The organism is Pseudidiomarina fusca, from assembly GCF_032227045.1.
GTDB lineage: Bacteria > Pseudomonadota > Gammaproteobacteria > Enterobacterales > Alteromonadaceae > Pseudidiomarina > Pseudidiomarina fusca.
This window is the reverse complement of the sequence record NZ_JANFPJ010000012.1, coordinates 38,258-52,741: the sequence shown is the minus strand read 5'-3', so window position 1 is coordinate 52,741 and position 14,484 is coordinate 38,258. Positions and strand designations below refer to the sequence as shown.

General features: G+C 50.4%; 12 protein-coding genes. 7 read left to right on the top strand and 5 right to left on the bottom strand.

Annotated features, from left to right (window positions below; translation table 11 throughout):
• The 6 genes from NOG12_RS07435 to mgtE are packed head-to-tail and all read left to right on the top strand — an operon-like array spanning position 1 to position 4,745.
• Entirely contained in the window at positions 1–1,380 is a 1,380-nt protein-coding gene (locus NOG12_RS07435) for an RNA polymerase factor sigma-54 (protein WP_313932904.1), read from the top strand.
• Between the two features lie 27 nt (positions 1,381–1,407).
• Complete coding sequence (gene hpf, locus NOG12_RS07430; protein ID WP_110075986.1) at positions 1,408–1,695, top strand: ribosome hibernation promoting factor; 288 nt, start codon at positions 1,408–1,410, stop codon at positions 1,693–1,695.
• Between the two features lie 3 nt (positions 1,696–1,698).
• Complete coding sequence (ptsN, locus tag NOG12_RS07425) at positions 1,699–2,145, top strand: PTS IIA-like nitrogen regulatory protein PtsN (protein WP_110075987.1); 447 nt, start codon at positions 1,699–1,701, stop codon at positions 2,143–2,145.
• 29 nt (positions 2,146–2,174) lie between these two features.
• On the top strand, positions 2,175–3,041 hold the full coding sequence (rapZ, locus tag NOG12_RS07420; RefSeq protein ID WP_110076029.1) for an RNase adapter RapZ: 867 nt from the start codon (positions 2,175–2,177) through the stop codon (positions 3,039–3,041).
• Positions 3,042–3,067: 26 nt separating this feature from the next.
• Positions 3,068–3,346: an HPr family phosphocarrier protein gene (locus tag NOG12_RS07415; RefSeq protein ID WP_153826455.1), complete on the top strand. Its 279-nt coding sequence runs from the start codon at positions 3,068–3,070 to the stop codon at positions 3,344–3,346.
• Between the two features lie 37 nt (positions 3,347–3,383).
• Positions 3,384–4,745, top strand: a complete 1,362-nt coding sequence (gene mgtE / locus NOG12_RS07410; protein WP_110075989.1) for a magnesium transporter — start codon at positions 3,384–3,386, stop codon at positions 4,743–4,745.
• Between the two features lie 6 nt (positions 4,746–4,751).
• Here mgtE and pmbA read toward each other — a convergent pair whose 3' ends face one another.
• Positions 4,752–6,098, bottom strand: coding sequence for a metalloprotease PmbA (gene pmbA / locus NOG12_RS07405; protein WP_418055309.1), 1,347 nt, complete (start codon positions 6,096–6,098; stop codon positions 4,752–4,754).
• Between the two features lie 129 nt (positions 6,099–6,227).
• Here pmbA and yjgA point away from each other — a divergent pair, with 129 nt between their 5' ends.
• Positions 6,228–6,746 (top strand): ribosome biogenesis factor YjgA, encoded by a 519-nt coding sequence (yjgA, locus tag NOG12_RS07400; RefSeq protein ID WP_153826457.1) that lies wholly within the window; start codon positions 6,228–6,230, stop codon positions 6,744–6,746.
• Here yjgA and tldD read toward each other — a convergent pair.
• Genes tldD through rng form a run of 4 tightly spaced genes read right to left on the bottom strand, consistent with a single transcriptional unit; the run spans position 6,743 to position 14,479 of the window.
• Positions 6,743–8,209: a metalloprotease TldD gene (gene tldD / locus NOG12_RS07395; protein WP_153826458.1), complete on the bottom strand. Its 1,467-nt coding sequence runs from the start codon at positions 8,207–8,209 to the stop codon at positions 6,743–6,745. The genes yjgA and tldD overlap by 4 nt on opposite strands.
• Positions 8,196–9,050: a carbon-nitrogen hydrolase family protein gene (locus NOG12_RS07390; protein WP_110076030.1), complete on the bottom strand. Its 855-nt coding sequence runs from the start codon at positions 9,048–9,050 to the stop codon at positions 8,196–8,198. The genes tldD and NOG12_RS07390 overlap by 14 nt, the downstream gene beginning before the upstream one ends.
• Positions 8,953–13,008 (bottom strand): YhdP family protein, encoded by a 4,056-nt coding sequence (locus NOG12_RS07385; RefSeq protein ID WP_313932865.1) that lies wholly within the window; start codon positions 13,006–13,008, stop codon positions 8,953–8,955. Before NOG12_RS07385 ends, NOG12_RS07390 begins: the two co-directional genes overlap by 98 nt.
• A 4-nt stretch (positions 13,009–13,012) precedes the next feature.
• Positions 13,013–14,479, bottom strand: a complete 1,467-nt coding sequence (gene rng / locus NOG12_RS07380) for a ribonuclease G (protein WP_313932864.1) — start codon at positions 14,477–14,479, stop codon at positions 13,013–13,015.
• Positions 14,480–14,484: the final 5 nt, after the last annotated feature.

Sequence of the window (14,484 nt, the reverse complement as noted above, 5' to 3'; positions counted from 1 at the left end):
ATGAAACAAGGCCTGCAGTTCAAATTTAGTCAACAGCTGAGCATGACCCCACAGCTGCAACAGGCCATCAAACTGTTGCAACTTTCTAGCTTAGAACTACAGCAAGAAGTGCAACAAGCGCTGGATGAGAACCCCTTGCTTGAGGTGGCCGACCAAAGCGCTGAAGGCGAAACCGATTTAGCTGCTGCCGAGGAGAGCTGGGAACCAAGCTATTCGGCTTCTTTAGGCAGTTCTGGCACAGCTTACGATGGTGAAGATACCCTCTATCAAGGCAGTACCAGTGAAAGTTTACAAGAGCACTTGTTATGGCAAATGCGACTATCACATTTTTCTCCCCTTGATGAAGCCATTGCCATGCTGTTGATAGATAGTATTGACGAGCGCGGCTACTTAACGGCTGAATTAGAAGAGCTGTTGCCAGCGATTCGACAACAACACCCCGAGCTCATCCAAGTTGAGCTAGCCGAAGTAGCTGTGGTGCTGAAACGGATTCAACATTTTGATCCGATTGGGGTTGGTGCTCGCAATGTCCGCGAATGTTTATTAATTCAGCTACGGCATCTTCCTAAAGATACTCCCTACCTGAACTTAGCTCTGCAAGCCGTTGACAAGCATTTGCAGTTGCTCGCCCAGCGCGATTATCGCAATCTGGTGCGGCGGTTGCGTATTCAAGAAGCCGATTTATGCCAAGTACTAGCGCTGATTCAGCAGCTACAACCGCACCCAGGGGACGGTTTTGGCGCAGGTGATGACGACTATGTGATTCCTGATGTGCTGGTGCGCAAAAAAAATAATCGCTGGACCGTTGAGCTAAATTCGCAAAGTTTGCCTAAACTAAAGGTGAACGAAGATTATGCGGCGCTGCTGCAAAGTGGTTCGCAATCTGAAGAACAACAGTATATTCGGCAGCATACGCAAGCTGCGAAGTGGTTTATTAAAAGCATTGAAAGCCGTAACGATACCTTACTGAAAGTAGCTGCAACCATAGTGCAACGTCAGCAAGGTTTCTTTGAATATGGCCCTGAGGCGATGAAACCTATGGTTCTTGCTGACGTTGCTAACGCAGTAGAGATGCATGAATCAACTATTTCAAGAATAACCACACAAAAGTATATGCATACACCTAAAGGTGTGTTTGAATTGAAGTACTTCTTCTCTAGCCAATTGGCAACGGATAATGGAGAAGATGCTTCTTCTACCGCGATTAGAGCGGTATTGAAAAAGCTAGTTGCTGCGGAGAACCCCAAGAAGCCTCTCAGTGATAGTAAATTAACTGAACTCATGGCCGAACAGGGTATCCAAGTAGCTAGACGGACAATTGCGAAGTATCGTGAGGCCATGAATATTCCGCCCTCGAGCCAACGCAAACGTCTTATCTGAATCTTGGACAAACAGAAGGAAGATGTTATGCAAATTAATCTGACCGGTCATCATATCGAAATTACTGACGCTCTGCGTGACTATGTCGATACCAAGTTTTCTAAGCTGGAACGTCATTTTGACCACATAAATAACGTCCATGTCATTTTAAATGTTGAAAAGTTAACGCAAAAAGCGGAAGCTACGCTGCATTTGAATGGCGGCGAAATTTTCGCTGATTCAGAGCACACCGATATGTATGCGGCTATTGACGGGCTGATTGATAAACTCGATCGGCAGGTTATTAAACATAAAGAAAAGATGAAACGCCACTAAATCATGGATTTATCCACTCTGTTAAGCCCCGACTGCGCTCGCTGCGCAGTCGCGGGAACAAGCAAAAAGAAAGTGCTTGAAATCATCGGCCAACTGGCCGCTTCGCGTCTCTCGGGCACCACCGGTTTTGACGTCTTCGAAAGTCTTCTCAATCGCGAACGATTAGGTAGTACCGGCATCGGGCTGGGGGTTGCTATTCCCCATGGTCGCTTAGCCTCGGCAACTAAGCCGGTGGCTATTTTGCTGACCCTAGAAGAGCCCATCGATTTTGATGCGATTGATAACCAGCCGGTGGATATTGTATTCGCGTTACTGGTGCCAGAAGACTCGCATGAACAGCATTTACAAACCTTAGCAGCCGTGGCCCAGCGTCTGAACGACAAAACCTGCACCCGCGCTTTACGCGATGCCAGCTCAGACCAAGAACTTTATGAACTGTTTGTAAAATGACCGATAGCAGCCTTAACCCCGCAGATAAAATGCAATTGATCATAGTTACCGGCCGCTCCGGCTCCGGTAAAACGATTGCGCTGCGCGTGTTAGAAGATCTTGGTTACTATTGTGTCGACAACCTCCCGATCACCTTGCTTCCTACGTTAGTGCATGCGGTCATTGAGCAGTACAATAAAGTGGCGGTGAGTGTTGATGTACGTAATATGCCGATTGAAGCCAGTGAGTTAACCGACTCATTGGAGTTTCTGCCTGACCAAATTAAACCTGAAATTCTCTACATTGATTCATCTGAGGCCGTGTTGCTGCGCCGCTTTGCGGAAACCCGCCGCTTACATCCCCTGTCTAAGAATGAGCTGCCGCTAAGTGATGCTCTCCAAGCTGAATTAGCTTTGCTTGAGCCGTTGGCGGAACGAGCAACTTGGCGCATTGATAGTAGCGATTTAAGCGTGCATCAGCTGAGCGAACAAGTGGCCGAGCGCGCCCTGGGTAAGTCAGCGTCACGATTGATTGTGGTTTTCCAATCTTTTGGTTACAAGTATGGTTTACCTAGTGATCTGGACTACGCATTTGATGCCCGAATCCTGCCTAATCCGCATTGGGAGCCCTCGTTAAAGGCCTTGCTCGGTACAGATCCAGCCGTCCAACACTTTTTTCAGCAACAGCCGTTAATGACCAAGTTTATTCATCAGGTAGAAAACTTCTTAGCCACTTGGTTACCCTACTTTCAACGCAGCAACCGTAGCTATCTCACCATTGGCATCGGTTGTACCGGTGGCCAACATCGCTCGGTCTACATTGCCGAGCAGCTAGCTGAACGCTTTCAGGGCCAACCTTTCAAGGTGCAAGTGAAACACCGCGAGGCCCCTCGTCACCGTCCTATCAGCCCGCTTTAGCTTTTAATAGCTAGGAGTTACCCTTTATGCCGACTTGTGTGCGCAAATCAGTCACTATCCGTAACAAACTCGGCTTACACGCACGCGCCGCCACCAAGCTAGCTAAACTCACGCAACAATTTGCCGCCAAGGTGTACATTGTGCAAGAGCAGCAGCAAGTAGATGCCTCCAGTGTGATGTGTTTATTGTTGTTAGCCAGTGGGCAAGGACGGCAAATTGATATCTTAGCTGAAGGTGATGATGCCGAGGCCGCTGTCGCTGCCGTTGCCGAGTTAATCGAATCGCGCTTTGATGAAGAGCAATGATGCGGTAAACTTCTGACATTCACAGGAGTTTTGCAGCATGCTAGTAGAAATCGCCGATAAAGAATTTGCCGAACAGCGCTTACAAGAGGTCACTGAATCTCTTACGCGTGGCATGTACGTGCAAGCTCGGCGCCAGTTGCACAACCTGCCCGCTTGGGATGTTGCCCTGTTACTTGAATCCTCGCCACCTAAAGCGCGGGCCATCATTTGGCAATTGGTTGACGCCGACGAGCACGGCGACATCCTTGAAGAATTATCTGAAGAAGTGCAAAAATCCATCATTCGGCAGATGGCGCCAGAGAAATTGGCCGCCGCCACCGAAGGCATGGATACCGATGACCTCGCCTACGTATTACGTGGCCTACCCGAACAGGTCTATCAAGAAGTATTAAAATCGATGGACGAGCAAGATCGCCATCGTGCCGAGCAAGCTCTGTCATACGCCGAAGAAACCGCCGGTAGTATGATGAATACGGATACCATCACCTTACGCCCAGACGTTACCATTGATGTGGTATTACGTTATTTGCGGTTGAAAGGCGAGCTACCTGAGGCTACCGATAAACTGTACGTGGTAAGCCGCGAAGACAAATTTATTGGTGAAATCGGCATTACCCGCTTACTTACCGTTGATCCTAGCCGTTTAGTGAGCGATGTCATGGACCAAGAGGTACAAGGCATTCCGGCAGATATGGACGAAACTGAAGTAGCCAAACTGTTTGAGCGGCAAGATTGGATCTCGGCCCCGGTCATTGACGAAGACAATCGCTTACTCGGTCGTATTACTATCGATGACGTGGTCGACATCATCCGTGAAGATGCCCAGCACTCGATGTTGAGCATGGCTGGTTTAGATGATGACGAGGATACCTTTGCTCCGGTTTGGACCAGTGCTAAGCGCCGCTCGGTATGGTTAGGTGTCAACCTGATCACAGCGCTGCTGGCGGCCATGGTCAGTTCCTTGTTTGAAGATATTTTAGCGCAAATGGCCATCCTCGCTATCCTTAACACCATTGTGCCAAGTATGGGCGGGATTGCCGGTTCACAAACCCTGACCTTGGTCATTCGAGGGATGGCGCTGGGTCATATAGGTGCCAGTAACCAACGTTGGTTGATTGGTAAGGAACTTGCGATTGGCGCTCTTAACGGGGTGATTTGGGCGTTACTGATTGCGGCCGTGGTGGCGATCTGGAAGCAAGACCTTCTGATTGGCGCCATCATCGCCTTTGCGATGATGGCTAACTTACTCGCGGCTGGCTTGGCCGGGGTGACTGTGCCCTTGATCTTGAAGAAGTTTGATATCGACCCTGCACTAGCCGGCGGGGTGATTCTTACCACCGTCACCGACGTGGTCGGTATTTTTGCTTTCTTAGGCACAGCGACGCTACTACTGAGCTAACGCCGGCTACATGCCGGCGATGCGCATCTGTTCTAGCAACACAGAACCGGTACGAACACCATGGCGAAGGTCAATATCATTGCCGATAGCCACAATGTTAGCCAACATGTCTTTTAGGTTGCCGGCAATGGTAATTTCTTCTACGGGGTACTGAATTTCGCCATGTTCGACCCAGAACCCTGCCGCACCGCGAGAATAGTCACCATTGACAATATTGACCCCTTGGCCCATTAACTCGGTAACCAACAGCCCAGTGCCCATCTGCTTACATAAAGCTGCTAAATCTTGCTCACCATGCTGCACTTGCCAGGTGTGGATACCACCGGCGTGTCCGGTAGGCTGCATGCCTAATTTGCGCGCTGAATAGCTAGTCAGTAAGTAAGTTTCCAAGACGCCGTTGGCAACAATATCGCGCTCCACCGTTGCTAACCCTTCATGGTCAAACGGGCTACTAGCTAACGCGCCGCGTAAATGCGGTTGTTCGGTTATGGTTAACCAGTTAGGCAATACTTGTTTACCTAAATGGTCGGCTAAGAAGCTCGATTTGCGATACAAGCTACCGCCACTAATAGCTGCAACGAAGTGGCCAAACAACGAGTTCGCAACATCAGCTCGGAAGATGACTGGCACCTTCGCGGTTGCTATTTTGCGACCGTCTAAGCGCGCGATAGTAGCGTTCACCGCATCTTCTGCCACTTGTTCTGGAGTCCACAAGCCGTCACGATGGCGTGCCACACTGTAGGCGTAATCGCGCTGCATCTGCTCGCCGCTTTGGGCAATTAAACTGCAGCTTAAGCTATGCCGTGATTGTAGGTAACCGGCTAAAAAGCCGTGGCTATTGCCATAAACACGATAGCCGACGTGGCTGCTGTAACCTGCACCGTCAGAGTTAACAATCCGTTTATCCAGTTGTAAGGCATGCTGCTCGCAGCGTAATGCCTGCTCTAAGGCAAATTCAGCACTTTGGTCGGCGGGGTGGCACAAGTCTAAATCAGGGATAGCGGTTGCCATCAGTTCAGCTGGAGCTAAGCCCGCGTAGGGGTCGGGCGAGGTAAACTGGGCGATGCTATTGGCTTTTTCTACCGCCGCACGAATGGCTGCGGCAGTTAAATCGGTAGTAGATGCTGAACCCTTTTGCTGGCCCCGAAACAAGGTAATACCTAGGGCGCCGTCTTGATTAAATTCTACCGTCTCAACTTCGCCAAGGCGGGTGCCGACATTAATTCCGCGGCTACGGCTTAACGCGCATTCGACCGCACTGGCGCCAAGCTCTTTAGCATATGCCAGTGCCTGCGCTACCGACTGCTCAACTTCTTGCATCTCATTACTTAATTGTTTTACATCTGGGATCAAACTAACTCTCCTCTTGCCCTTCGGCGCATCGCTCCGCAGCGGTTTAGCATGCGGGCGCTTAATTTTCTGGTACACTATCGGTTATTCACTTGAACATAAACACCTACGGTCATGCACAAGGACCCTTTCATGAATCATGATGGTAATTCAAACCACGCTGATGACGATTTTTTAATTAGTAAATCGCAGCTCAAGCGTGATGCCGAAGCCCAACAAGAGCTCGGCTTAAAACTGGTTAATTTGTCTGACGGTAAACTTGCCAAGATCCCCCTTGATGAGGATCTTTTTGATGCCATTAAATTAGCCCAACGCATTCGTAATACACGCGAAGGTTACCGCCGCCAGCTACAACTGATTGGCAAAATGATGCGCAATCGTGATACGGCTGCGATTGAACGCGGCCTGGCTGAACTCGAGCAATCACACGACGAACAAAACGCGTTATTTCATCAATTAGAAAAATACCGCGACCACATTTTAGCTGACGGCGATGCCGCTATTCAGCAGTTTTTAGCCGCTTATCCGCACGCTGATCGGCAGAAATTACGGCAATTTTATCGCCAAGCTAGCAAACAGCAGCAACAAGGCAAAGCCCCTGCTGCCGCGCGCGAGCTGTTCAAATATTTACGTGAGGTGGCCACCGTTTAATCGGTGCCACCCACAGTTAACGCATCCAGTTTCAAGGTAGGCTGACCTACTCCAACGGGCACGCTTTGTCCGTCTTTGCCACACACCCCAACGCCATTATCTAAGGCTAGGTCGTTACCTACCATAGACACCATGCGCATGGCCTCTGGGCCATTACCGATAAGGGTTGCGCCCTTAATAGGTGCGGTAATTTTGCCATCCTCAATCAAATAGGCTTCTGACGCTGAGAACACAAATTTACCTGAGGTGATATCTACTTGGCCGCCAGCAAACTGCGGTGCATAAATCCCTTTTTTGACACTGGCAATGATATCAGCCGGGTCGCTTTCACCACCGAGCATGTAGGTATTGGTCATGCGCGGCATAGGTAAATGAGCATAGCTTTCACGGCGTCCGTTACCGGTTGGCGCAACACCCATCAAGCGGGCGTTCATTTTGTCTTGCATATACCCCTGCAAGCGGCCTTTTTCAATCAACACATTGTAGCCTGCTGGCGTACCTTCATCATCGATAGCTAACGAGCCACGGCGGTGATCTATGGTACCGTCATCGACAATAGTGCACAGCTCAGAGGCGACTAATTCGCCCATCTTGCCGGCGTAAGCCGAGGCGCCTTTACGATTAAAGTCACCTTCGAGGCCATGGCCGACCGCTTCGTGCAGCAACACGCCTGGCCAGCCGGCGCCTAAAACCACCGGGAAGGTTCCTGCCGGCGCAGGACGCGCTTCTAGATTCACCAGTGCTTGGCGCACCGCCTCGTCGGCAAAGGTCTGCCAGCGCGGCTTAGCGCCCGCCAGCGTCTCACTAAAATAGTCATAACCAACCCGCGCTCCACCGCCCGCACTGCCGCGTTCACGGCGGCCATCATGTTCCACCAGCACGGTACAGTTAACCCGACAAAGCGGCCGAATATCCGCTGCGAATGTGCCATCGGTGGCGGCAATCAAGACTTCATCGTAACTCCCGCTGATGCTGGCAATCACTTCTACGACGCGGCTATCTAGGCTACGCGCATAAACATCCAGCTCACGTAACAGCTCAATTTTCGCAGTTTCGTTTAGGGTTTCCAGCGGGTTTAATGGTGCGTAGCGTTGCACATAAGGGCTGGCAGTTAGCACTTTTAGTTGCCCTTGTTCGCCCGCGGCGCTAATCCCACGAGCGGCACTGCTAGCTTGCTGTAAGGCCAGTGGCGAAATATCATCGGCGTAGGCAAATCCGGTTTTGTCACCCTGCACGGCCCGCACACCAAGACCTGTTTCAATATGAAAACTGCCTTCTTTGACAATGCCATCTTCAAGCACCCAAGATTCGTTCACACTGCTTTGCAGGTAAATATCGGCAAAATCAATGGTGCCGGTATACAAGCGTTGCAGAGCTTGCTGCAACTGTTCGCTATCCAGCTGATGCTGAGTTAATAAATTATCGTAAACCCGTGAAAATTCAGGTTGGTTAGGTAACTGCATGAAGACCCTTCTTGGTTTCAGAAAAATGCGTCGCAACCGGAATGTCGCGCCGAATTTTAGTAAGTTCATTAATATCCACCAGCGCGCTGGCATAGCTTACGCTAGTGGCGTCAGATTCTGCTAAGATGCGGCCCCAGCCATCACAAACCAAGGCGTGACCGTATGTTTCACGGCCATTAGCGTGTACCCCAGCTTGGGCTGCCGCAACTAAAAAACATTGTTGCTCGATGGCGCGGGCCCGCGTTAGCACGTGCCAATGGGCTGCGCCTGTCACTTGGGTGAAGGCCGATGGCAGCAACAAGATGTCGGCACCTTGCTCTCGTAGCGCCCGAAAGAGTTCAGGAAAGCGCACATCGTAACACACCGCCAAGCCTAATACGCCAAACTCGGTGGTCACTGTTACCACCTCGCTGCCCGCCTGAGTCCATGCGGATTCGCGGTAGCTGCGGGTGTTATCGGCGACATCGACATCAAACAAATGCATTTTGTTGTAGCGAGCCACACACTCCCCTTGGGGATTAAAGACTAAGCTAGCGGCGCTAAATTTAGCAGCCTTGGCATCATCTACAATAGGTACGGTACCGGCCACTAACCAGATCTGATGTTGGCGTGCCAAATCAGCTAATTGCTGCTGCAACGGTGCTTGGTCAGTTGCAGGCTTGGCAGCTTGATTATCAGAGAGCAGCGGTAGCTCGGCTAACTCGCGCTGGGCTTTGTCGCCGGCGCCGAAACATAAGCAGGCCTCAGGCAGCACCACCAGTTGCGGCCGATGGCTGGGCAGTTGAGCTAGTAGCTGCTGAATTTGTTGCAGGTTTTGTTGTGGCTGTGGCTGACTGTTCAGTTGCAGCGCCGTCAGTTGTACCCGTCGCGGCGCTGGGCTGGCTTGGTTGTTGGCTTGGTTGTTCGCCTGATTGTTCATTAAGCACCTCCTGCGGAATTGGGGCATCGCGGCTGCTCCGCGCAACCTCAGTGATCTCAGGTTGATCGATGGTACCGCTGATTTTATATTCTAAGCGACTAATCACCTTAGCATCGTGCAGCATACGGTCAATCACCAAGGCGGCTAAACCCGAGGGTGGGTTAATCATCCATGCCAAAATCACCGGCAAACTTGAGGTTACTTTAGGCACAAACTGCAGATTATAGTCGAGTTGGCTGTTCACCAAGTTACTGCTACCGCGCACTTCCATATCACCGGCGGCGCCTTCTAGGCGGGTATTATCCGTATTGACCACACCTTGATTAATGCTAAAGTCGCCGGCAAAGCTGGTGTAAAACAGGCCGTTGGCAAACACATCACGAAAATCAAAACGCAGCTTACGCAAAATACTGTCTAAACTAAGTAGCGAGAAGAGCCGCGCGCCGCGATCACTGACTTCGTTAAGATAGCCTTGACTTAATTGCCAGTTCACTTCGCCATTAAGGGTATCGCTGTTGTATTGATAGGGAGCACCTTGCCAGCCTAAGTCAAAAATAAAAGTAGCTCCGCTATCTTTGACCATGCTAGTAATTTCGTATTCCTGTAAAAACCGACCAAAATCATCAGAATCGAGGCGCCCGGTAAAACGGGTTTCAGCTGGTTTATCAGCTGCTGCCAAGCGCCAAAAGCCACTCACCGCGAGCGTATGGTTATTTTGGTCAGAGCGAAACTCCTGTACCGTTAGCTGTTCTGGTTGGGCATCAATCGCAATCGCTACTCGACCTAAATCATAAGGCCCATAACGACAGCGCTCACAGCTGAACTTAATATTGGGAACACTGTTAAAGTTCGCAGGTGCTGATAATTGAGCTAGGCGCTGATCTAAGTCTGCAGCGACTGCGTTAGCGACCACCTCGTCGCTATCAGTATCACTCTCTGTTTTAGCGGCTGGTGCGAGGGCTGCAGGCAAAGCGAGTTCCAAGTAATCGGCATCAATCTGTAACAAGGATTGCGGGCCGCTTTGGACCAGACCAAGATCAGCCGAAGTTTGATCAGCGGTCAGTCGGCCGCGCCATTCGCCATTTTCCGGCCAAGCGACAAAAGCAACCTCGGTAAACTGATGTTCCAACAAGGTTAAATCAGGCGTTACCAACTGAATTAAATCAGGTTTAAGCACACTCACTAGCTCACTGTCACCGGTGCCCGCAGGGAGCTTCTCAGCTAACGCTGTCCAAGCTGCTAACCAACTATCCACCTTAATCGCAGGGGCATTAACATCAATAGTGAAGGTTGGATTAACGCGCACCACGTTAGGGTTAGGGGCCTGACTAAAGTCTTTGCCAAGGCGCATGTAACCGTTGCGCAACTCTGAGCCATCGCCATTCAGCTGTACTTCAGCTAACCAACTGTCATCCAACTCGGCATTAATCAATAGACTTTCGCTACTGCCGGATACCTGCAACTGTAAATCGCTGGCCTGTCCGCTAGGCTTCTTAAGCGGTGCAGGTAAATCAAGTTGTACTTGGCTTAAGTCTGCGCTTTGATTCCAACTGAATGAATAACCGCCGTCTTTAGGTAAACTCAAGTTAAAATCAGCCTGCCAAGCACTGGTACCCATGGCCAGTGGCGCGAACTTATCTAAAGCCCAGTCTCCTTGCGCCTTAACCTGGACAAAATAATCGTCGCTGCGAGACTGACCGCGTAAATCAATTTGATTTGGAAAGCCCTGCCAGGTCAAGCTCAGATCCTCAGCACTGATCTCGTCATTACGATAAGACACAGTGCCATTCACCTGTTCAAACTGTTGTTGCAGGCTAGCTACATACAACTGATTATCGGTTAGAGTGGCAGCTCCCTCGGCAATCACCTGCTGGCCTTCACCAAAAGGAATGGTGAGCTGTAGCGTGCCCTGCATGGCTCCCGTTAGTTGCAACTGGGTAAAGGTAGCCCCTAGAGAATCTGCCAGTGGGCTATCTTCAAACACCGGCTGTAAGTACTTACTATCGCCTTGAATGCTAGCACTTATATCGAGCTGTAAAGGCTTGCCAATAATGTTGGCTATCACCGTATCTACTCGTGGTAACTGAATATCGCCTAGCAAACCTTGTTCAGCGACTATGTGCATGCGCTCATTATGGAATTCCACCACCGCTTCAGCATCATAGACCGGACGCCAATCAGGCTGAAATTGATAGATTAAATCGCTCACTCGGGCGCGAGCCTGAAACACCCCACGCTGATTGATGTAAGGGAAGTCCGCAATAGTGCCACGCCACACCATCGCCAAATCTTGCGCTTGAGCGGCTTGAATGGCGACACTTAAGTAGTCGTGTAGATCATCCCCCATCACCAGCGGCAAATGATTCCGCAGGGTTTCCGCGCTAATGGGGGTGGTATCCAAACTTTCGGCATGGGCATTCACCATCACCGAGTCGGCGGTAGGATGAATCAGTGCCGCCACCGCCAACTGCATGCCTGGCAAGCCCAAATAGCTGTTGGGATAGACCTCAACTTGCCAGTCTGCTTGGCCCCAATCAACGCGGCCATGCATATCGAGAGCGGTTATCGGCCAGGGCCGGTCTGGATGCAAAGCAGCACTTTGAATGACCATGTCTTGCCCGTGTAAATGCCAACTTACTTGTTGGCCGGTGCCATGTAATTCCAATTCAGCATTCTGTAGGCCAGGAATACCTGCAGCTTCTTGCCATGCCAACTGTTGGCCGCGTACATACCAACGCGCCGCTTGGTTAATGTCATGGTCGAAAACGATATCAAGTTCACCGCCAACCTCACGACGACTCATCTCATCGCTCAGTTCAACGCCGCGCGACCCTAACAGGTTGGCCAATTGCAGGAGCGGCGCAAGGGGCATGTTACTGGCGCTTAAACGAGTTCGCGCTGGGGTCTGTTGCCAACTGAAGGTAGGGAGCAGCCACTGCCGTTGATTGTGAGTAATGGTCATAGGGGTACTATTCACTAACCAACCATCAGCTTCTGGTTGTAGTTGCAACTGCCCGCTCGGGATCCGCAAATGATGTTGCTGTTCGCCTACCCGCCACGCCAATTGGTGTTCGCCTAATTCTAATAGACCTTGGGTAAAGCTATTCTGGGCGAAGTTAAGCCACATGGTGAAATTAAACTCAGCTTGCTGAATTTGGGTATCGACAATCTGCTGTTGTAACCAAGGGGTAATGTCTACCTGGTTCGCCGCCACATAAAACTGCCCGGATAACGCCTGTGGATCGTTGCCATGTACATCAATGATTAAATCTAAACTCTGCTCGGATACTCCAGTAAAACTAAGTTCGCCCACCCCCTGGTGGCGCGCGCCGCGGTTCATCCAGCTTAACCGCTGTACTTGAATCGAGCGCTTCACCCCGACTAAGTTCACCAATTCAATCACGCTATCAGACACTTCGACATGATCAAGTTGGGTCAGTAAAAAGCTAAGTAGGGTATCCGGAACATCCAAACTAGCAGCGTTATCTTGTTGGGTATCACGCAGGTCATATTGCAACCGCAGGCCGCTAAAGTTCACCTGCTCAAATTGCAGCGACGCCGAGGTAACACTTTGCCAAAAATTAAATTGCACGCGAGCTTCGTCAACACTCACTTGTGAGTTGAGGTTGGTGGCGGTTTGTAGGCGCACATCATGCAACACCAACTCAGGCCCTGCGCTACTCCAATCGGCACTTAAAGTGCCCACATCTGCTTGCACTTGATACTGGGCAGCTAAGAGTTGCTCAACTTGTTTGGTCACGTCAGGAATTTGCGGTAACAGATAGCGCAAGCCAGTTAGCAGCATCGCAAAAAGCACCAGCGCCGAAGCTAGTGAATAAAGCAGGGTCCGAAATAACCAGCGTGCGGTAAATCTCAACATGGGGCTACATCATCACCACGTCAAACTGCTCTTGGTTGTACATAGGCTCGGTTAAAACCTTAACCTGTTTGCCAATAAACACCTCAAGTTCAGCCAAAGCATGGCTCTCTTCGTTCAGCAGCATGTCGGACACTGCTGCCGAGGCATACACCACGAAATGATCGGCCGCATACGCACGGTTCACCCGCACAATTTCTCGCATCACTTCATAACAGACGGTTTCAACCGTCTTCATTGAGCCACGTCCACTACACACTGGGCATTCGGTGCAGAGCACGTGCTCCAAGCTTTCGCGGGTGCGCTTGCGTGTCATCTCCACCAAGCCTAAGGTGGTGAAGCCGTTAATCGAAGTTTTGGCGCGATCTTTAGCAAGAGCTTGCTCAAGGCTGTGCAATACCCGTCGTCTATGATCTGCGTTTTGCATATCGATAAAATCAATAATGATGATACCGCCTAAGTTACGCAGCCGCAGTTGCCGAGCGATTGCCTGAGTCGCCTCGATGTTGGTATTAAAAATGGTTTCTTCGAGATTGCGATGCCCAACAAAACCACCGGTATTGATATCTATGGTGGTCATAGCTTCCGTTTGGTCAATAATGATAGAGCCACCGCTCTTCAGCTCAACTTTACGCTCGAGTGCGCGTTGCACTTCATTTTCAACATCAAACAAGTCAAAAATAGGACGCTCGCCGCTGTAGTACTCAAGGGCATTGCTGAGCTCAGGAATAAACTCTTGGACAAACTCGCGCAGTACATCGTAAGTAATGCGTGAATCAACCCGAATACGTTCAATTTCATCGCCAACAAAATCACGTAAAATACGGCAAGATAAATTCAAATCTTCGTACACTATACCAATTTTCCGCATGCCTTTGCGGCGCTTTTGAATGGTGTCCCAGAGCCGCCGCAAAAATTTCGCGTCGCGCTGTAAATCGTCATTGGCTGCGCCCTCGGCGGCGGTACGTACAATAAAGCCACCGTCTTCATCGCAATAAGGCTGGGCGGCGGCTTTTAAACGGTTCCGTTCGGCTTCATCTTCAATCCGCTGTGAAATACCAACATGCGGCGATTGTGGCATCAACACCATGTAGCGTGAAGGAATAGTGATGTCGGTGGTTAAGCGCGCGCCTTTCGTACCAAGTGGGTCTTTGACCACTTGCACCAGAATTTGCTGCCCTGGGCGCACTAATTGAGCGATATCTGCGGTGGTGACATTGTTCCGCGATAGCTCTTCTTGATCAATGTGGGTCACGATATCGGACGCATGCAAGAACGCCGCTTTATCTAAGCCAATATCAATGAAAGCGGCCTGCATCCCTGGCAGTACTCGCGATACTTTACCCACATAAATATTACCCACTAAACCACGCTTGGCTTGGCGCTCAATGTGGATTTCTTGCAAAATACCGTTTTCGATCAGCGCCACGCGAGTTTCGGTGGGGGTGACGTTCATTAAAATTTCTGCACTCATGCGTG